Here is a 20,044-nt window from a genome sequence, read left to right on the forward strand (position 1 = left end):
GGCGCACCAATAAAAAAGGCCAACGCAATGCGTTGGCCTTTTCGTTGGCATCGACCGGGATCAGAAGTCCAGGTTGGACACCGCCAGGGCGTTGCTTTCGATGAAGTCACGACGTGGTTCGACCGCATCACCCATCAGGGTGTTGAAGATCTGGTCCGCGCCAATGGCGTCTTCGATGGTCACTTTGAGCATCCGGCGCTGGCTTGGGTCCATGGTGGTTTCCCACAGCTGATCCGGGTTCATTTCGCCCAGACCTTTGTATCGCTGGATGGTGTGACGCTTGGTGCTTTCAGCCATCAGCCATTCAAGGGCTTCCTTGAACTCGGTCACCGGCTTCTTGCGCTCGCCACGCTGGATGTACGCGCCGTCGTCCAGCAGCGTGCTCAGCTGAGCGCCTAGCGAAACGACAGTCTTGTAATCGTTACTGCCGAAGAAGTCGCGGTTGAAGGTGACGTAGTTCGACAGGCCGTGGGAGATCAGTTCGACCTCTGGCAGCCAGACGTTACGTTCACGATCTTCACGCAGGCTGGCTTTGTAAACCAGGCCGGACTTCTCTACGGTGCGCAAGCGAACTTCGTACTGAGCCAGCCAATCCTGCATTGCTGCGTGATCGGACAGTTGCTCCATGCTCACCGCTGGCAGGTAGATGAAGTGCTCGGTCAGTTCCTGCGGGTACAGGCGCGACAGACGCTTGAGGGTCTTCATCACCAGACGGAAATCAGTCACCAGACGCTCAAGCGCTTCACCGGAGATGCCAGGTGCTTCTTCGTTCAGGTGCAGGCTCGCATCTTCCAGGGCCGACTGCGTCATGTACTCTTCCATGGCCTCGTCGTCTTTGATGTATTGCTCTTGCTTGCCTTTCTTGACCTTGTACAGCGGTGGCTGAGCGATGTAGATGTAGCCGCGTTCGATCAACTCCGGCAACTGACGGAAGAAGAAGGTCAGCAGCAGGGTACGGATGTGCGAACCGTCGACGTCAGCATCGGTCATGATGATGATGTTGTGGTAACGCAGCTTGTCGATGTTGTACTCGTCGCGACCGATGCCGCAGCCCAGCGCGGTGATCAAGGTGCCCACTTCTTGCGAAGAGATCATCTTGTCGAAGCGCGCCTTCTCGACGTTCAGGATCTTGCCCTTCAGCGGCAGGATGGCCTGGGTCCGACGGTTACGCCCCTGCTTGGCGGAACCGCCAGCAGAGTCACCTTCCACGAGATACAGTTCGGAAAGGGCAGGGTCTTTTTCCTGGCAGTCAGCCAGTTTGCCCGGCAGCCCGGCGATATCCAGCGCGCCTTTACGACGGGTCATTTCACGGGCTTTACGCGCCGCTTCACGAGCACGCGCCGCATCGATCATCTTGCCGACGACCAGCTTGGCTTCGTTCGGATTTTCCAGCAGGAAGTCGGAGAAGTACTTGCCCATTTCCTGTTCGACTGCGGTCTTCACTTCGGAAGAAACCAGCTTGTCTTTGGTCTGGGAGCTGAACTTCGGATCCGGTACTTTCACCGAAATGATCGCGGTCAGGCCTTCACGGGCATCGTCACCGGTGGTCGCGACTTTGTGCTTCTTCGCCAGACCTTCGGCTTCGATGTAGGTATTCAGGTTACGCGTCAGTGCGGAACGGAAACCCACCAGGTGAGTACCGCCATCACGCTGTGGAATGTTGTTGGTGAAACACAACAGGTTCTCGTTGAAGCTGTCGTTCCACTGCAGAGCGATTTCCACGCCGATGCCGTCTTCGCGCTGAATGTTGAAGTGAAACACCTGGTTGACCGCAGTCTTGTTGGTGTTCAGGTATTCAACAAACGCTCGCAGGCCGCCTTCGTACTTGAACAACTCTTCCTTGCCGCTGCGTTCATCCTTGAGGACGATGCCGACACCGGAGTTGAGGAAGGACAGTTCACGAATCCGCTTGGCCAGGATGTCCCAGCTGAAGTGGATGTTCTTGAACGTCTCGGCCGATGGCTTGAAGTGAATCTGGGTGCCGGTGGTTTCACTCTCACCAACGATTTTCATTGGCTCTTGTGGAACACCGTGGATGTAAGTCTGTTCCCAGATTTTGCCGCTGCGGCGAACGGTCAGGACCAGTTCTTTGGACAGTGCGTTCACCACCGACACACCTACACCGTGCAGGCCACCGGATACTTTGTAGGAGTTGTCGTCGAACTTACCGCCGGCATGCAGTACGGTCATGATGACCTCGGCTGCCGAAACACCTTCTTCTTTGTGCACGTCTACCGGGATGCCCCGACCGTTGTCACGAACGGTGATGGACTCATCCGGGTGAATGATGATGCTGATGTCGTCGCAGTGGCCGGCGAGAGCTTCGTCGATCGAGTTATCGACCACTTCGAACACCATGTGGTGCAGACCGCTGCCATCGTCGGTGTCACCAATGTACATACCGGGACGTTTGCGTACGGCATCCAGGCCTTTCAGCACTTTAATGCTCGTTGAGTCGTACGTATTTTCTTCGCTCAATGCCTTCACTCCCGATGGTCGTGGGTCTGGGTGATACGGCCCTGTTCCACGTGGAACAGAGCGACTGGCGTTTCCGTCTGCCAGCCTTCCCTCAATAATTCGTGATCTACACAGGTGATAAAGACCTGGCAGCGTAAGTCTTCCAACAAGCGGCAAAGTGCGCGACGGTGGTGCTCGTCCAGCTCGGACGGCAAGTCATCCACCAGATAAATACACTGACCGCGTCGAGCCTGGCTGACCAAGTGACCTTGGGCAATCCGCAACGCGCAAACCACCAACTTCTGCTGGCCACGGGACAAGATGTCCGCGGCGTTATGCGCGCCCAGTCTGAGACGCAAATCAGCACGTTGTGGTCCGGCCTGGGTATGCCCCATTTGCTGGTCCCGCTGAAGAGACCCGGCGAGCACAGCACTCAGTTCACGGTCCTTGTCCCAGCCGCGGTAATAGCTAAGCGTCAAGCCTTCAAGCTCAACCAGATCGCTCAAGGTTTGTTCAAAGACTGGTTTCAAGGCTTTGATATAAGCGCGGCGGTATTCATCTATTTCAGCGCTGGCCTGGCACAGTTCCCTGTCCCAAACCGCTTGCGAAACGGCGTCAAGTGTACCATGCCGCAGCCAAGAGTTTCTCTGGCGCAGGGCCTTCTGCAAGCGCTGCCAGGTTGACATGAAACGCGGTTCCACGTGGAACACACCCCAGTCGAGAAACTGCCGGCGAATCTTCGGCGCACCTTCCAGCAATCGGAAGCTGTCCGGATTGATCAGTTGCAGTGGCAGGATCTCGGCCAGTTGCGCGGCGCTGCGCGCATTCTGCCCATCGATACGGATCTGAAATTCGCCTTGTCGATCCCGAGAAATGCCCAAGGCGCTATGCCCACCCTCCGCCAGTTCAACCTGGCCAAAGACCGTGCACGCCAGTTGTTCGTATTGAATGACCGGCAACAGACGGGTGCTGCGAAACGAACGGGCAAGCCCCAGCAGATGGATGGCTTCCAGAACACTGGTTTTGCCGCTGCCGTTGGCGCCGTAAAGAATATTGATGCGGGAGGAGGGGGAGAAGGTCACCGGGTGCAGATTGCGCACCGCGGTGACCGAGACGCGACTTAAGGACATCTAGCTTCTGCTGAGCATGATTACAGACGCATCGGCATGACAACGTAGGCCGAGTCGTCGTTATCCGATTCCTGCACCAGCGCGCTGCTGTTGGAGTCGGACAGGATCAGACGAACCTGCTCGGTGGTCATCACGCCCAGTACGTCGAGCAGGTAGCTCACGTTGAAGCCGATTTCCAGAGAGCCGCCGTTGTATTCAACGCCCACTTCTTCTTCCGCTTCTTCCTGCTCCGGGTTGTTCGCCTGGATCTTCAGCTGACCGCTGGCCAGTTGCAGACGGATACCACGGTACTTCTCGTTGGACAGAATCGCGGTACGGCTAAACGCTTCGCGCAGAGCCTGGCGATCGCCAAGTACCAGCTTGTCGCCACCTTTAGGCAGCACACGCTCGTAGTCCGGGAATTTGCCGTCGACCAGTTTCGAAGTGAAGGTGAACTCACCGGTGGTGGCGCGGATGTGATGCTGACCCAGCACGATGCTGACATTGCCGTCCGGCTCGGTAAGCAGGCGTGCCAGTTCGAGGATACCTTTGCGCGGCACGATGACCTGGTGACGATCCGGCTGACCGATATCGGCCTGCATCGAGCACATGGCCAGACGGTGACCGTCGGTGGCTACGGCGCGGATCACGCCAGCGGAGACTTCCAGCAGCATGCCGTTGAGGTAGTAACGCACGTCCTGCTGGGCCATGGCGAAGCTGGTGCGCTCGATCAGACGGCGCAGCTTGCTTTGCTCCAGACTGCAGGTCAGCGAACCCGGGCCTTCTTCCACGGTAGGGAAATCGTTGGCCGGCAGTGTCGACAGGGTGAAGCGGCTACGGCCGGCCTTGACCACAAGCTTCTGCTCGTCGACCTTGATGTCGATCAGCGCATCGTTCGGCAGGCTTTTGCAGATGTCCATCAGCTTGCGCGCTGGCACGGTGATGGAACCCGGATCCGCCGGCTCTTCGAGTTGAACACGACCAACCAGCTCGACTTCCAGGTCGGTACCGGTCAGCGACAATTGCTGGCCTTCGACAACCAGCAGCACGTTGGAAAGTACCGGCAAGGTCTGTCGGCGTTCGACGACGCCTGCGACCAGTTGCAGGGGTTTCAACAGGGCTTCGCGTTGAATGGTGAAATGCATGGTCTAGTCCCTTGCCTTAATAAGCTGCGCTGGTGTTCATCAAGTGGTCAGCGTACGCAGCAGGTTCTTGTAGTCCTCGCGGATGTCCGCGTCGGATTCCTTAAGTTCGTTGATCTTGCGGCACGCGTGCAAGACCGTTGTATGGTCGCGACCGCCAAACACATCGCCGATTTCCGGCAGGCTGTGGTTGGTCAGTTCCTTGGACAACGCCATGGCGACCTGACGCGGACGAGCGACCGAACGCGAACGGCGTTTGGACAGCAAGTCGGAGATCTTGATCTTGTAGTACTCGGCGACAGTGCGCTGAATGTTATCCACAGAGACCAGTTTATCCTGCAACGCCAACAAGTCCTTAAGGGATTCGCGAATCAGCTCGATGGTGATATCGCGGCCCATGAAGTGCGAGTGGGCGATCACGCGCTTGAGCGCGCCTTCCAGCTCACGGACGTTGGAGCGAATGCGCTGGGCAATGAAGAACGCGGCGTCGTGAGGCAGTTCGACTTTGGCCTGATCGGCCTTTTTCATCAGGATCGCCACGCGGGTTTCCAGCTCCGGCGGCTCGACCGCTACGGTCAGGCCCCAGCCAAAGCGGGATTTGAGGCGCTCTTCAAGGCCTTCGATTTCCTTCGGGTAGCGGTCACTGGTGAGAATGACCTGCTGGCCACCTTCGAGCAGGGCGTTGAACGTGTGGAAAAACTCTTCCTGGGAACGCTCCTTGCGGGCGAAGAACTGAATGTCATCGATCAGCAACGCATCCACCGAACGGTAGAAGCGTTTGAACTCGTTGATCGCGTTCAGTTGCAGGGCCTTGACCATGTCCGCCACGAAACGCTCGGAATGCAGGTATACGACCTTGGCATTCGGGTTCTTCTTTAATAGATGGTTACCCACAGCGTGCATCAAGTGGGTTTTACCCAGGCCGACGCCACCATAAAGGAAGAGCGGGTTGTAACCGTGCTTGGGGTTGTCAGCCACCTGCCAGGCGGCGGCGCGCGCCAGCTGGTTGGATTTACCTTCAACGAAATTCTCAAAGGTAAAGGTGCGGTTCAGATAACTGGTGTGCTTGAGCGCACCTTCGACCTGCACGGTACGTTGTTCGGCACGAACCGGAGCCTGTTGCGAACTGGCACCGGCCATTGGGTCGAAGCTGTCACGGGAAGGTTCTTCCTCGGTGACCTCAGCCACTTTTTGCGTCGCACGCTTGGTCGACGCTGCAGCAGGTGCCGGCGGCGGACTGGCGGGCGCTTGAGCAGCCTGCGCCTGGGAAGCCGCGGCAGCCAGGGGAGCATTGGGCGCGGCACGGGGTGCCGAACTGCGTTTGCTGCCTATTAATAGGGAAAGCGCAGGCGCCATGCCATTGCCGTGTTCATCGAGCAATTCGAGAACACGCCCCAGGTACTTTTCGTTGACCCAGTCCAGAACAAAACGATTGGGCGCATAGACACGCAACTCGTCGCCTTCGGCTTCGACCTGTAGTGGACGGATCCAAGTGTTGAATTGTTGGGCAGGCAGCTCATCGCGCAGAAGCTCCACGCACTGCTGCCAAAGTTCCACTGACACGGATATCCCCTAAGTTGAAAGCCGGTGAGGCAAAAACAAGCGGCCATTGTAGCGACCAGACGCCGACTTATCCACACGAAGGTGGTTCATCCACCAAGAAGAATCACCCTTTCATACGCAAAAAAGGCGACCAGTGGTCTGTGTATAAGCTCTGTGGATAACCGGGGTTAAGGTCATTGCACAAGTGGGGGCGAAACTCGGTGGATAACCGGCCTGTGGATAAGGTGACCTTTCACACACAGGTTATCCGACAGCGCAGCACAGGCTGAACACTGTTTTCCACTGTAGTTGTCATTCTCTGTACATCAGGTAACACAAGGGCTGAATCGACTTATCCACAGAAGGGTGCGGGCCTAGCTTTTATAAGCTTTACAGAAAAGCTTTAAATACTTTCCTTTCTTATTTTTATATCTACGCAAGGAGCAAACGCTGAAAAGCCTTTGAAGATCTATTTATAAGGAAACGTTGGTTGGAAATTGACCTGAAGGCTTGCTTTCTCTAGAATCCCCGGTCTCTTAAAACGGGGGCCATTCCGGCCCGTTGTGGACGAACCAGGTAACACGACAATGAAACGTACTTTCCAACCAAGCACTATCAAACGCGCTCGTACCCACGGTTTCCGTGCTCGCATGGCTACCAAGAACGGTCGTGCCGTCCTGTCGCGTCGTCGCGCCAAAGGTCGTGCGCGTCTGGCAGTTTGATAATCCGGCACTGGAGGTGAGTCAGGACTTCAGTCGGGAAAAGCGTCTGCTTACCCCCCGGCAATTCAAGGCAGTCTTTGACTCCCCTACCGGCAAGGTTCCGGGGAAAAATCTCCTGCTCCTTGCGCGCAACAACGATCTTGATCACCCCCGTCTCGGGTTGGTTATCGGGAAAAAGAGCGTAAAGCTCTCCGTCGAGCGCAATCGCCTCAAACGTCTGATGCGCGAATCGTTTCGCCTGAACCAGGATTCTCTGGTCGGTTGGGACATTGTTATCGTCGCGCGCAAAGGTTTGGGCGATGTAGAAAACCCCGAATTGATTCAGCATTTCGGCAAACTCTGGAAACGACTGGCTCGCAGTTCGCCGGTACCAGCAGTCAAAACCGAAACTGTAGGGGTAGACAGTCCAGATGCGTAAACTGGCACTCGTTCCGATCCAGTTTTATCGCTATGCCATTAGTCCCCTGATGGCCAGCCACTGTCGTTTCTACCCCAGTTGTTCCTGCTACGCGTTAGAAGCCATCGAAAATCATGGCCTTCTTCGCGGTGGCTGGCTGACCTTTCGTCGTTTAGGTCGCTGTCATCCGTGGAATCCCGGTGGTTATGACCCGGTTCCACCTATCCCTACCTCCCGTTCTTCTTCGATGGCCGAGTAATCATGGATATCAAACGCACGATCCTGATCGTCGCCCTGGCAATCGTGTCCTACGTTATGGTTCTTAAATGGAACCAGGACTATGGCCAGGCTGCCCTGCCGACTCAGAATGTTGCCACCAATACGACTGCATCGGGCCTGCCGGATACGGCATCTGGCTCCAACGCTTCTGCCAGTGACGACATTCCACGTGCTGCAAGCGACACCAGCGCACCTGCCGAAACGCCGGTGGCTGTGAGCAAGGACCTCATCCAGATCAAAACGGATGTACTGGACCTGGCTGTCGACCCACAAGGTGGCGATGTTGCCCAGCTGACCCTGCCGCTGTATCCGCGTCGTCAGGATCACCCGGAAATTCCGTTCCAGCTGTTTGATAACGGCGGCGAACGTACTTATCTGGCGCAAAGTGGTCTGATCGGCACCAACGGTCCGGATGCAAATCCGGCCGGTCGTCCGGTTTATTCCTCGGAGAAGAAGGTTTATCAGCTGGCTGACGGTCAGGACCAATTGGTCGTGGACCTGAAGTTCAGCAAGGACGGCGTCAACTACATCAAGCGTTTCTCCCTGAAACGCGGCCTGTATGACGTAACCGTTTCCTACCTGATCGACAACCAGAGCGCCCAGCCCTGGACCGGTGCGATGTTCGCCCAGTTGAAGCGCGACGCCAGCGCCGATCCTTCGTCGACCACGGCTACCGGCACCGCGACTTACCTGGGCGCCGCCCTGTGGACAAGTTCCGAGCCGTACAAGAAAGTGTCCATGAAGGACATGGACAAGGCGCCGTTGAAAGAAACCGTCACTGGCGGTTGGGTTGCCTGGTTGCAGCACTACTTCGTGACCGCATGGATTCCGGCCAAGGGCGAAAACAACATCGTCCAGACCCGTAAAGACAGCAAAGGCAACTACATCATCGGCTTCACCGGCCCATCGATGAGTGTTGCACCGGGTGCCAAGGCTGAGACCAGCGCTGTTCTGTACGCAGGTCCGAAAAGCCAGGCTGTGCTCAAAGAGTTGTCCCCAGGTCTGGAACTGACGGTCGACTACGGCATTTTGTGGTTCATCGCCCAACCGATCTTCTGGTTGCTGCAACATATCCACGCCATTGTGGGTAACTGGGGCTGGTCGATCATCTTCCTGACCATGCTGATCAAAGGAATCTTCTTCCCGCTGTCGGCTGCCAGCTACAAATCCATGGCGCGCATGCGTGCAGTGGCACCGAAACTGGCTGCGCTGAAAGAGCAACATGGCGATGACCGGCAGAAAATGTCGCAATCCATGATGGAGCTGTACAAGAAAGAGAAGATCAATCCGCTGGGTGGTTGCTTGCCAATCCTCGTGCAGATGCCGGTTTTCCTCTCGCTGTACTGGGTTCTGCTGGAAAGCGTCGAGATGCGTCAGGCTCCATTCATGCTGTGGATTACTGACCTGTCGATCAAGGATCCGTTCTTCATTCTGCCGATCATCATGGGTGCAACCATGTTCATCCAGCAGCAGCTGAACCCGACTCCTCCAGATCCGATGCAGGCCAAGGTGATGAAGCTGATGCCAATCATCTTCACCTTCTTCTTCCTGTGGTTCCCGGCTGGTCTGGTGCTGTACTGGGTAGTGAACAACTGCCTGTCGATCGCCCAACAGTGGTACATCACACGTAAGATCGAAGCGGCTACCAAAGCAGCTGCCTGATTTACACTGTGAATAACCACTCAAAACGCCCCCTAGTGGGGCGTTTTGCTATCTGTCACTTTTGTCTGGATACCGGTTTATGAGCGTTCCTCGTGAAACCATTGCAGCCGTCGCCACCGCTCAAGGTCGTGGCGGTGTAGGCATCGTGCGTATTTCCGGGCCGTTGGCCAGCGTTGCGGCCAAGGCCTTCAGTGGGCGCGAGCTCAAGCCGCGATTTGCTCACTACGGTCCGTTCTTCAGTGAAAACGACGAGGTGCTGGACCAGGGCATTGCCCTGTATTTCCCCGGCCCGAACTCGTTCACTGGCGAAGATGTGCTGGAGCTGCAAGGCCATGGCGGTCCGATTGTTCTGGATATGCTGCTCAAGCGCTGCCTGGAACTGGGTTGCCGTCTCGCCCGACCGGGGGAATTCAGTGAGCGCGCCTTCCTCAACGACAAACTGGACCTCGCCCAGGCCGAAGCCATTGCCGACCTGATTGAAGCCAGTTCCGCCCAGGCTGCGCGAAACGCATTGCGCTCCCTGCAGGGGGCTTTCTCGTCACGTGTGCATAACCTCACCGAACAGCTGATCGGCCTGCGCATCTATGTCGAAGCGGCCATCGATTTTCCGGAAGAGGAAATCGACTTCCTCGCCGATGGCCACGTCTTGAGCATGCTCGACAAAGTGCGCGACGAGTTATCCACCGTCATCCGTGAAGCCGGGCAGGGTGCGTTACTGCGTGATGGCATGACCGTGGTCATTGCCGGTCGTCCGAATGCCGGTAAATCCAGCCTGCTCAATGCATTGGCCGGGCGTGAAGCGGCAATCGTGACCGAAATTGCCGGTACCACCCGTGACGTGCTTCGTGAACATATCCACATCGATGGCATGCCGCTGCACGTCGTGGATACCGCTGGTCTGCGCGATACCGATGATCATGTGGAAAAGATCGGCGTCGAGCGTGCCTTGAAAGCCATCGGCGAAGCAGATCGGGTATTGCTGGTGGTCGATGCCACGGCACCGGAAGCCCTCGATCCTTTTGCACTCTGGCCGGAGTTTCTCGAAATCCGTCCCGATCCCGCGAAAGTCACCCTGATTCGCAACAAGGCCGACCTTACGGGCGAAGCCATTGCCCTGGAGGTCAGCGAGGACGGCCATGTCACCATCAGCCTGAGCGCCAAGTCTGGTGGTGTCGGGCTGGAACTGCTGCGTGATCACCTCAAGGCCTGCATGGGCTATGAACAAACGTCCGAAAGCAGCTTCAGCGCTCGCCGGCGACACCTTGAGGCGCTACGTCATGCCGGTGCTGCCCTCGAGCATGGCCGTGCCCAATTGACCCTGGCCGGTGCTGGCGAGTTGCTGGCCGAGGATTTGCGCCAGGCTCAGCAGTCGCTGGGTGAAATCACCGGTGCTTTCAGCTCTGACGATCTGCTGGGGCGAATTTTCTCCAGCTTCTGTATCGGTAAGTAGCCCTCCTGTTGTTCACAGACAGGCCATTTGTGCCTGTCTGCTCCCTCCTTTTCTGAAAAATACCTCCAGTGCCGAGCGGACTTCGTCTGCTTGAGCGGAATTCCTGTGCCCGAATTTCGAGCAAACGGCGCTTTTCTGTGGATTAAGCCCTGTGAATAACCGTAGCTAAGGTCAGTTGATAACAGGGCTCGAAAACTGGACATAACCGACTCTGTGGATAACAACCCCTTTCATCCACAGGCTTACACTGGTTATCCAAGGGCCTCATTGGCACATGAACACAGGGTTTTGAATCTCTGTACACATTGAAAACAAAGGGCTGTGTGAATCTATCCACAGAAATGAAGGTGCATAGAAATAAACATAAAAACAAAGATTTAATAAATTTCTTTCTTTTTAATTTCTATAACTCCGACTTTTCCACAGCTGGTTAAATTTTGTGCAAAGGGTTCTTTAGGAAGGGCGAAGTCCCTATACTTGTCGACCAGGTCCGAAAACCTGAGCTCAAACTATTCCTGAATTACCTACTTAAGCAGGCACGAGGTGCGTGGTGGATTTCCCTTCCCGTTTTGAAGTGATCGTCATCGGCGGCGGTCATGCCGGTACCGAGGCAGCACTGGCCTCAGCACGTATGGGGGTTAAAACCCTGTTGCTGACGCATAACGTGGAAACCCTCGGTGCCATGAGTTGCAACCCGGCCATTGGCGGGATCGGCAAAAGCCACCTGGTCAAGGAAATCGACGCCCTCGGCGGCGCGATGGCCATGGCTACCGATAAAGGCGGTATCCAGTTTCGCGTGTTGAACAGCCGCAAAGGCCCGGCCGTGCGAGCAACCCGCGCACAGGCAGACCGGGTTCTGTACAAGGCCGCTGTCCGCGAAATCCTGGAGAACCAGCCGAACCTGTGGATATTTCAACAGGCCGCTGACGATCTGATCGTCGAGCAGGAACAAGTCCGTGGTGTTGTCACGCAAATGGGTCTGCGTTTCCTCGCCGATTCCGTGGTGTTGACCACCGGCACGTTCCTCGGTGGACTTATCCACATCGGGTTGCAGAATTTTTCCGGCGGTCGCGCCGGTGATCCGCCATCGATCGCGCTGGCTCACCGTCTGCGTGAACTGCCATTGCGTGTGGGTCGTTTGAAAACCGGTACTCCGCCGCGTATCGACGGCCGGTCTGTGGATTTCTCGGTGATGTCCGAGCAACCAGGTGATACACCGATCCCGGTGATGTCGTTCATGGGGTCCAAAGAGCAGCATCCGAAGCAAGTCAGTTGCTGGATTACCCACACGAATGCGCGCACCCACGAAATCATTGCCGCGAACCTCGATCGTTCGCCGATGTATTCCGCTGCCGGTGAGATCGAAGGCATCGGCCCGCGTTATTGCCCGTCGATCGAAGACAAGATCCATCGCTTCGCCGACAAGGAAAGCCATCAGGTGTTCATCGAACCGGAAGGTTTGACCACCCATGAGCTGTATCCGAACGGGATATCCACAAGCTTGCCGTTCGACGTGCAATTGCAGATCGTTCAATCGATCCGCGGCATGGAAAACGCGCACATCGTGCGTCCTGGCTACGCGATCGAGTACGACTACTTCGATCCACGGGATTTGAAATACAGCCTGGAAACCAAAGTCATCGGCGGCTTGTTCTTCGCCGGGCAAATCAACGGCACAACTGGTTACGAAGAAGCCGGTGCCCAGGGTTTGCTCGCCGGGACCAACGCTGCACTGCGTGCGCAAGGCAAAGACGCCTGGTGCCCGCGTCGCGACGAGGCCTATATCGGCGTTTTGGTCGACGACCTGATTACCCTTGGTACCCAGGAGCCGTACCGGATGTTCACATCCCGCGCCGAATATCGCTTGATCCTGCGTGAAGACAACGCCGACCTGCGCCTGACCGAAAAAGGTCGCGAACTGGGCCTGGTGGATGACGCGCGCTGGGCGGCTTTCTGCAAAAAACGCGAAAGCATCGAACTGGAAGAGCAGCGCCTGAAAAGCACCTGGGTACGCCCGGGCACCGAACAGGGCGATGCCATTGCCGAAAAATTCGGTACGCCACTGACCCACGAATACAACCTGCTGAATCTCTTGAGCCGTCCGGAAATCGACTACGCTGGTCTGATCGCCGTGACCGGTGGGGGCGCAGAAGATCCACAGGTTGCCGAGCAGGTCGAAATCAAGACCAAGTACGCCGGTTACATCGATCGTCAACAGGATGAAATCGCCCGCCTGCGAGCCAGCGAAGACACCAAATTGCCTGTGGATATCGATTACACGAATATTTCCGGACTCTCCAAGGAGATCCAGAGCAAGCTCGGCGCGACCCGTCCCGAAACCTTGGGCCAGGCCTCGCGTATCCCGGGCGTTACGCCGGCAGCCATTTCGCTGTTGATGATTCATTTGAAAAAACGCGGCGCGGGCCGTCAGTTGGAGCAAAGCGCTTGAGTTCGTTGGTCACTTCGCAACACGCAGAAGAGTTATCCACAGGTGCTCGCCAACTCGGTGTCACGCTGACAGAAACCCAGCACGCACAGCTGCTGGGTTACCTGGCCCTGTTGATCAAATGGAACAAGTCTTACAACCTCACCGCCGTGCGTGATCCGGACGAAATGGTTTCCCGTCACTTGCTCGATAGCCTGAGTGTGATGTCGTTCATCGAAAACGGTCGCTGGCTCGACGTCGGCAGTGGCGGCGGCATGCCTGGCATTCCGATGGCGATCCTGTTTCCCGAGTCCCAGGTGACCTGCCTGGACAGCAACGGAAAGAAAACCCGCTTCCTGACCCAGGTCAAACTCGAACTCAAACTGGATAACCTGCAAGTTATCCACAGTCGCGTCGAAGCGTTCCAGCCTGCCCAACCGTTCAACGGGATCATTTCCCGGGCGTTCAGCAGCATGGAAAACTTCAGCAACTGGACTCGCCACCTTGGCGATAGCGAAACACGCTGGCTGGCAATGAAGGGCGTTCATCCGGCCGATGAGCTGGTAGCATTGCCGGCAGACTTCCACCTCGATAGCGAACACGCCCTGGCCGTACCTGGTTGCCAAGGCCAACGCCATCTGCTGATACTGCGCCGCACGGCATGATTGGGAACACAAGCAAGAATGGCTAAGGTATTCGCGATTGCGAACCAAAAGGGTGGCGTGGGCAAAACCACCACCTGCATCAACCTCGCAGCATCCCTGGTCGCGACCAAGCGCCGGGTGCTGTTGATCGACCTTGATCCACAGGGCAACGCCACCATGGGTAGCGGTGTGGATAAACATGGCCTGGAAAACTCGGTCTACGATCTGCTGATCGGCGAATGTGATCTGGCCCAGGCCATGCACTTCTCCGAACACGGTGGTTACCAGCTGTTGCCGGCCAACCGCGACCTCACTGCGGCCGAAGTGGTTCTGCTGGAAATGCAGATGAAGGAAAGCCGTCTGCGCAGCGCGCTGGCGCCGATCCGGGAAAACTACGATTACATTTTGATCGACTGCCCGCCGTCGCTGTCGATGCTGACCTTGAACGCACTGGTTGCCGCCGACGGGGTAATTATCCCCATGCAGTGCGAGTACTTCGCACTCGAAGGCTTGAGCGACCTTGTGGATAACATCAAGCGTATCTCTGAACTGCTGAACCCGAACCTCAAGGTCGAAGGACTGCTGCGTACGATGTACGACCCGCGCCTGAGTCTGATGAACGATGTCTCGGCGCAGCTCAAGGAACACTTCGGCGAGCAGCTCTACGACACCGTCATCCCGCGCAACATCCGCCTGGCCGAAGCGCCAAGCTACGGCATGCCGGCGCTGGCGTACGACAAAGCATCGCGAGGTGCCGTTGCCTACCTGGCATTGGCAGGCGAAATGGTTCGTCGTCAACGCAAAAACTCACGCATCGCCGCTGCTCAGGCAACTTAAGGAATCCCCATGGCCGTCAAGAAACGAGGTCTCGGACGTGGACTGGATGCTCTGTTGAGTGGTCCGACTGTTAGCTCGCTGGAAGATCAAGCGGCGCAAGCCGATCAGCGTGAGCTGCAGCACCTTCCCCTGGATCTGCTCCAGCGCGGCAAGTACCAGCCGCGTCGTGACATGGATCCGCAGGCGCTCGAAGAGCTGGCACAGTCGATCAAGGCCCAGGGCGTCATGCAGCCCATCGTGGTTCGCCCGATCGGTAGCGGTCGCTTCGAGATCATTGCCGGCGAACGTCGCTGGCGCGCCAGCCAGCAAGCCGGGCAGGAAACGATCCCGGCGATGGTTCGCGATGTGCCCGATGAAACCGCGATCGCCATCGCGCTGATCGAGAACATCCAGCGCGAAGACCTGAATCCGATTGAAGAAGCGGTGGCCCTGCAGCGTTTGCAGCAGGAGTTCCAGCTGACCCAGCAACAGGTGGCTGAAGCTGTGGGCAAGTCCCGGGTGACCGTGGCCAACCTGCTGCGCCTGATTTCCTTGCCGGAAGTCATCAAGACCATGTTGTCCCACGGCGACCTGGAAATGGGTCATGCCCGTGCTTTGCTCGGTTTACCGGAAATTCAACAGGTTGAAGGGGCGCGACATGTTGTCGCACGCGGGCTGACCGTGCGCCAAACCGAGGCACTGGTTCGCCAGTGGTTGAGTGGTAAACCGGAGCCTGTTGAAGCGGCAAAACCGGACCCGGATATCGCCCGGCTCGAACAGCGCCTGGCCGAGCGCCTAGGCTCTGCGGTGCAGATCCGCCACGGTAAGAAGGGTAAAGGGCAGTTGGTGATTGGCTACAACTCCCTGGATGAGCTTCAAGGCGTACTTGCACATATCCGCTGAAACATTTCCTCATGTAGCGCGCAGTCGGAAATCACTACCTGACAGTTGAATAGGGGCAGAACCGCCCCTATACTCTGCGCGCATTTTGTCGGCACAAATTATGCCAAGTTAGTGAATTTCGGCAGCCGACCATTGGAGAGTAAAAGTGATGGAAACCCGCACGCCAAACCGCCTGCCCTTCCATCGCCTGGCAGTTTTTCCGGTGTTAATGGCTCAATTTGTCGTGTTGCTGATCGCCGCTTTGGCGCTCTGGTACCGATATGGAGTCGTTGCCGGGTACTCGGGACTCTGCGGAGGCCTGATAGCCTTGCTACCCAATGTTTATTTCGCTCACAGGGCATTTCGGTTTTCCGGCGCCCGAGCAGCCCAGTCCATCGTCCGGTCTTTTTATGCCGGCGAGGCAGGCAAACTGATTTTGACGGCAGTGCTGTTTGCACTGGTGTTTGCAGGTGTGAAGCCACTGGCGCCGATTGCAGTATTCGGTGCCTTCGTGCTGACTCAGTCGGTCAGCTGGTTCGCTCCCCTGCTGATGAGAACAAGACTTTCGAGACCTTAGGGCGTTTGAGGCAACCATGGCAGAAACAACCGCTTCGGGCTATATCCAGCACCACTTGCAGAACCTGACCTTCGGTCAGCTCCCTACCGGCGGCTGGGGCTTTGCCCACACCGCAGCAGAAGCCAAGGAAATGGGATTCTGGGCTTTCCACGTCGATACTCTCGGCTGGTCGGTCGCATTGGGTCTGATTTTCGTTCTCCTTTTCCGCATGGCGGCAAAGAAGGCGACTACCGGTGTTCCTGGTGCTTTGCAGAACTTCGTTGAAGTATTGGTCGAATTCGTCGATGGCAGCGTGAAAGACAGCTTCCATGGCCGTAGCCCAGTGGTTGCACCGCTGGCACTGACCATCTTCGTCTGGGTGTTCATGATGAACGCCGTCGACCTGGTACCGGTCGACTGGATTCCTCAACTGGCCATCCTGATCTCCGGCGACCACCACATCCCGTTCCGTGCCGTGTCGACCACCGACCCGAACGCTACTCTGGCCATGGCCTTCTCGGTGTTCGCGCTGATCATTTTCTACAGCATCAAGATCAAGGGCCTCGGCGGCTTCATCGGTGAGCTGACCCTGCACCCGTTCGGCAGCAAGAACATCTTCCTTCAGGCGCTGCTGATCCCGGTGAACTTCCTGCTGGAGTTCGTGACCCTGATCGCCAAGCCGATCTCCCTGGCTCTGCGTCTGTTCGGCAACATGTATGCCGGCGAGCTGGTCTTCATTCTGATTGCTGTGATGTTCGGCAGCGGTCTGCTCTGGCTTAGTGGCCTGGGCGTTGTTCTGCAGTGGGCGTGGGCTGTGTTCCACATCCTGATCATCACCCTGCAGGCGTTCATCTTCATGATGTTGACCATCGTTTACCTGTCGATGGCGCACGAAGAAAACCATTAAGACCAGTCTCGACTAGTCTGATGTCCTTCCCGGTAAAACGGGAAGGGGCTCCTTACGGGGCATCTGAAACGATTTGTTTTACCGCTTTAATCTAAAAAACCTAAACCATACGACGTAAAAGTCGGGAGGAAAGATGGAAACTGTAGTTGGTCTAACCGCTATCGCTGTTGCACTGTTGATCGGCCTGGGCGCACTGGGTACCGCAATTGGTTTCGGCCTGCTGGGCGGCAAGTTCCTGGAAGGCGCAGCGCGTCAGCCAGAAATGGTTCCAATGCTGCAAGTTAAAATGTTCATCGTTGCCGGTCTGCTCGACGCCGTAACCATGATCGGTGTTGGTATCGCTCTGTTCTTCACCTTTGCGAACCCGTTCGTTGGTCAAATCGCTGGCTAATTACTCGGATCTTCCGGGTAATTTGGTGTGATGGACAACGTAACTGCGAGGTGTTGGCGTGAACATTAATGCGACCCTGATTGGCCAGTCCGTTGCGTTCCTGATTTTTGTACTGTTCTGCATGAAGTTCGTATGGCCTCCGGTCATTGCGGCACTGCACGAACGTCAAAAGAAGATCGCTGATGGTCTGGACGCTGCCAGCCGTGCAGCTCGCGACCTGGAGTTGGCCCAAGAGAAAGCGGGTCAGCAACTGCGCGAAGCGAAAGCTCAGGCAGCTGAAATCATCGAGCAAGCCAAGAAACGCGGTAACCAGATTGTCGAAGAGGCTGTTGAAAAAGCCCGTATCGACGCTGACCGTGTGAAGGTTCAGGCTCAGGCCGAGATCGAACAGGAACTGAACAGTGTCAAAGACGCGCTGCGTGCCCAAGTGGGCTTGCTGGCAGTCGGCGGCGCCGAGAAGATCCTGGGTGCCACAATCGATCAAAACGCGCACGCAGAGCTGGTTAACCAACTGGCTGCTGAAATCTAAGCGAGGGCGATCATGGCAGAACTGACCACGTTGGCCCGACCTTACGCTAAGGCGGCCTTCGAGCACGCTCAGGCCCACCAGCAACTGGCCAATTGGTCAGCCATGCTCGGCCTGGCTGCAGCGGTGTCGGAAGACGACACCATGCAGCGCGTGCTCAAGGCCCCGCGACTGACGAGCGCAGAAAAGGCCGCCACGTTCATTGACGTGTGCGGCGACAAGTTTGATGCCAAGGCACAGAACTTCATCCACGTCGTTGCCGAAAACGACCGTCTCCCGCTGTTGCCGGAGATCGCCGCTCTGTTCGACCTGTACAAGGCCGAACAAGAGAAGTCGGTAGACGTTGAAGTGACCAGTGCTTTCGCATTGAACCAAGAACAGCAAGACAAACTCGCCAAGGTTCTCAGTGCACGACTCAACCGGGAAGTGCGCCTGCAAGTTGCGGAGGACGCTGCCCTTATTGGTGGTGTCGTCATCCGCGCCGGCGACCTGGTTATCGATGGCTCGATTCGCGGCAAAATCGCGAAACTTGCCGAAGCATTGAAATCTTGAGTTTGAAGGGGCAGCAGAGCAATGCAGCAACTCAATCCTTCCGAAATAAGTGAAATTATCAAGGGCCGCATCGACAAGCTCGATGTGACCTCCCAAGCCCGTAACGAAGGCACTGTCGTCAGCGTATCTGACGGTATCGTGCGGATTCACGGTCTGGCCGACGTAATGTACGGCGAGATGATCGAGTTTCCGGGCGGCGTCTTCGGTATGGCCCTCAACCTGGAGCAAGACTCCGTAGGTGCCGTTGTATTGGGCGCATACCAGTCTCTGGCTGAAGGCATGAGCGCCAAGTGCACTGGCCGCATCCTGGAAGTTCCGGTTGGTAAGGAACTGCTGGGTCGCGTAGTCGACGCACTGGGTAACCCTGTTGACGGCAAAGGTCCACTGGGCAACACCGAGACCGACGCGGTCGAGAAAGTTGCTCCAGGCGTGATCTGGCGTAAGTCGGTAGACCAGCCTGTACAGACTGGCTACAAGGCTGTCGATGCCATGATCCCTGTCGGCCGTGGCCAGCGTGAGCTGATCATCGGTGACCGTCAGATCGGTAAAACCGCTCTGGCGATCGACGCGATCATCAACCAGAAGAACAGCGGCATTTTCTGCGTCTACGTAGCAATCGGTCAGAAACAATCGACCATCGCCAACGTGGTTCGCAAGCTGGAAGAAAACGGCGCCCTGGCCAACACGATCATCGTGGCTGCCAGTGCTTCGGAATCTCCTGCGCTGCAATTCCTGGCACCGTACTCCGGTTGCACCATGGGTGAATTCTTCCGCGACCGCGGTGAAGACGCGCTGATCGTTTATGACGATCTGTCCAAGCAAGCAGTGGCTTACCGCCAGATTTCCCTGCTGCTGCGCCGTCCACCAGGCCGTGAAGCTTACCCAGGCGACGTGTTCTATCTCCACTCCCGTCTGCTGGAGCGCGCATCCCGCGTTTCGGAAGAATACGTAGAGAAGTTCACCAACGGCGCAGTGACCGGCAAAACCGGTTCCCTGACCGCACTGCCGATCATCGAAACCCAGGCTGGCGACGTTTCCGCGTTCGTTCCGACCAACGTGATTTCCATCACCGACGGTCAGATCTTCCTGGAATCGGCCATGTTCAACTCGGGCATCCGCCCTGCAGTGAACGCCGGTGTTTCGGTATCCCGTGTGGGTGGTGCCGCTCAGACCAAGATCATCAAGAAGCTGTCCGGTGGTATCCGTACCGCTCTGGCTCAGTACCGTGAACTGGCGGCATTCGCCCAGTTCGCTTCTGACCTGGACGAAGCGACCCGTAAGCAACTTGAGCATGGTCAGCGCGTTACCGAGCTGATGAAGCAGAAGCAATACGCACCAATGTCGATCGCTGACATGGCGCTGTCGCTGTATGCCGCTGAGCGTGGGTTCCTGACTGACGTTGAAATCGCCAAGATCGGCAGCTTCGAGCAAGCGCTGATTGCTTTCTTCAACCGCGATCACGCCGATTTGATGGCGAAGATCAACGTGAAAGGTGACTTCAATGACGAGATCGACGCTGGCATGAAAGCCGGTATCGAGAAGTTCAAGGCCACCCAAACCTGGTAAGCCGCAGCGGGAGCCGCAA

The 20,044-nt window shown here is 56.8% G+C and carries 19 protein-coding genes; 15 read left to right on the forward strand and 4 right to left on the reverse strand.

The window, feature by feature from the left end:
• Positions 1 to 60: 60 nt before the first annotated feature.
• From gyrB to dnaA, 4 genes are read right to left on the reverse strand one after another with little or no spacing between them, the layout of a single operon-like run.
• Positions 61 to 2,478, reverse strand: coding sequence for a DNA topoisomerase (ATP-hydrolyzing) subunit B (gyrB, locus tag VC35_RS07035; RefSeq protein WP_046039531.1), 2,418 nt, complete (start codon positions 2,476 to 2,478; stop codon positions 61 to 63).
• Positions 2,479 to 2,483: 5 nt separating this feature from the next.
• A complete protein-coding gene (gene recF, locus VC35_RS07040) occupies positions 2,484 to 3,587 on the reverse strand; it encodes a DNA replication/repair protein RecF (RefSeq protein WP_046038769.1) in 1,104 nt (367 codons plus the stop codon).
• 20 nt (positions 3,588 to 3,607) lie between these two features.
• A complete protein-coding gene (dnaN, locus tag VC35_RS07045; protein ID WP_007969885.1) occupies positions 3,608 to 4,711 on the reverse strand; it encodes a DNA polymerase III subunit beta in 1,104 nt (367 codons plus the stop codon).
• 39 nt (positions 4,712 to 4,750) lie between these two features.
• Complete coding sequence (gene dnaA, locus VC35_RS07050; RefSeq protein WP_046038773.1) at positions 4,751 to 6,271, reverse strand: chromosomal replication initiator protein DnaA; 1,521 nt, start codon at positions 6,269 to 6,271, stop codon at positions 4,751 to 4,753.
• Positions 6,272 to 6,837: 566 nt separating this feature from the next.
• Between dnaA and rpmH the strand changes: the two genes are divergently transcribed.
• The 15 genes from rpmH to atpA all read left to right on the forward strand — a co-directional run bounded on the left by rpmH (position 6,838) and on the right by atpA (position 20,025).
• A complete protein-coding gene (rpmH, locus tag VC35_RS28700; protein ID WP_003213577.1) occupies positions 6,838 to 6,972 on the forward strand; it encodes a 50S ribosomal protein L34 in 135 nt (44 codons plus the stop codon).
• 16 nt (positions 6,973 to 6,988) lie between these two features.
• Positions 6,989 to 7,390 carry a ribonuclease P protein component gene (gene rnpA, locus VC35_RS28705; protein WP_056727027.1) on the forward strand — a complete coding sequence of 134 codons (402 nt, stop codon included), beginning with the start codon at positions 6,989 to 6,991 and terminating at the stop codon, positions 7,388 to 7,390.
• Complete coding sequence (gene yidD, locus VC35_RS28710) at positions 7,383 to 7,628, forward strand: membrane protein insertion efficiency factor YidD (RefSeq protein WP_010207715.1); 246 nt, start codon at positions 7,383 to 7,385, stop codon at positions 7,626 to 7,628. Before rnpA ends, yidD begins: the two co-directional genes overlap by 8 nt.
• Positions 7,629 to 7,630: 2 nt before the next feature.
• The gene (yidC, locus tag VC35_RS07060) at positions 7,631 to 9,310 is read left to right on the forward strand and encodes a membrane protein insertase YidC (RefSeq protein WP_046038776.1); all 1,680 of its coding nucleotides are present in this window, start codon (positions 7,631 to 7,633) and stop codon (positions 9,308 to 9,310) included.
• Between the two features lie 79 nt (positions 9,311 to 9,389).
• A complete protein-coding gene (gene mnmE / locus VC35_RS07065; RefSeq protein ID WP_046038778.1) occupies positions 9,390 to 10,760 on the forward strand; it encodes a tRNA uridine-5-carboxymethylaminomethyl(34) synthesis GTPase MnmE in 1,371 nt (456 codons plus the stop codon).
• Positions 10,761 to 11,310: 550 nt separating this feature from the next.
• Positions 11,311 to 13,209, forward strand: a complete 1,899-nt coding sequence (mnmG, locus tag VC35_RS07070) for a tRNA uridine-5-carboxymethylaminomethyl(34) synthesis enzyme MnmG (RefSeq protein ID WP_046038780.1) — start codon at positions 11,311 to 11,313, stop codon at positions 13,207 to 13,209.
• The gene (rsmG, locus tag VC35_RS07075) at positions 13,206 to 13,850 is read left to right on the forward strand and encodes a 16S rRNA (guanine(527)-N(7))-methyltransferase RsmG (protein WP_046038781.1); all 645 of its coding nucleotides are present in this window, start codon (positions 13,206 to 13,208) and stop codon (positions 13,848 to 13,850) included. The genes mnmG and rsmG overlap by 4 nt, the downstream gene beginning before the upstream one ends.
• A gap of 18 nt (positions 13,851 to 13,868) precedes the next feature.
• The gene (locus VC35_RS07080; RefSeq protein ID WP_046038783.1) at positions 13,869 to 14,666 is read left to right on the forward strand and encodes a ParA family protein; all 798 of its coding nucleotides are present in this window, start codon (positions 13,869 to 13,871) and stop codon (positions 14,664 to 14,666) included.
• Between the two features lie 9 nt (positions 14,667 to 14,675).
• Entirely contained in the window at positions 14,676 to 15,548 is an 873-nt protein-coding gene (locus VC35_RS07085; protein ID WP_046038784.1) for a ParB/RepB/Spo0J family partition protein, read from the forward strand.
• A gap of 148 nt (positions 15,549 to 15,696) precedes the next feature.
• Positions 15,697 to 16,104, forward strand: coding sequence for a F0F1 ATP synthase subunit I (locus tag VC35_RS07090; RefSeq protein WP_008045685.1), 408 nt, complete (start codon positions 15,697 to 15,699; stop codon positions 16,102 to 16,104).
• Between the two features lie 16 nt (positions 16,105 to 16,120).
• The gene (gene atpB, locus VC35_RS07095) at positions 16,121 to 16,990 is read left to right on the forward strand and encodes a F0F1 ATP synthase subunit A (RefSeq protein WP_046038787.1); all 870 of its coding nucleotides are present in this window, start codon (positions 16,121 to 16,123) and stop codon (positions 16,988 to 16,990) included.
• 133 nt (positions 16,991 to 17,123) lie between these two features.
• A complete protein-coding gene (atpE, locus tag VC35_RS07100; protein ID WP_003097235.1) occupies positions 17,124 to 17,381 on the forward strand; it encodes a F0F1 ATP synthase subunit C in 258 nt (85 codons plus the stop codon).
• Between the two features lie 58 nt (positions 17,382 to 17,439).
• A complete protein-coding gene (locus VC35_RS07105; RefSeq protein WP_008064601.1) occupies positions 17,440 to 17,910 on the forward strand; it encodes a F0F1 ATP synthase subunit B in 471 nt (156 codons plus the stop codon).
• Positions 17,911 to 17,922: 12 nt separating this feature from the next.
• Complete coding sequence (locus VC35_RS07110; RefSeq protein WP_008045680.1) at positions 17,923 to 18,459, forward strand: F0F1 ATP synthase subunit delta; 537 nt, start codon at positions 17,923 to 17,925, stop codon at positions 18,457 to 18,459.
• Positions 18,460 to 18,480: 21 nt separating this feature from the next.
• Positions 18,481 to 20,025 carry a F0F1 ATP synthase subunit alpha gene (gene atpA, locus VC35_RS07115; protein WP_030132553.1) on the forward strand — a complete coding sequence of 515 codons (1,545 nt, stop codon included), beginning with the start codon at positions 18,481 to 18,483 and terminating at the stop codon, positions 20,023 to 20,025.
• Positions 20,026 to 20,044 lie beyond the last annotated feature (19 nt).

Source organism: Pseudomonas fluorescens (genome assembly GCF_000967965.1).
GTDB lineage: Bacteria > Pseudomonadota > Gammaproteobacteria > Pseudomonadales > Pseudomonadaceae > Aquipseudomonas > Aquipseudomonas grandcourensis.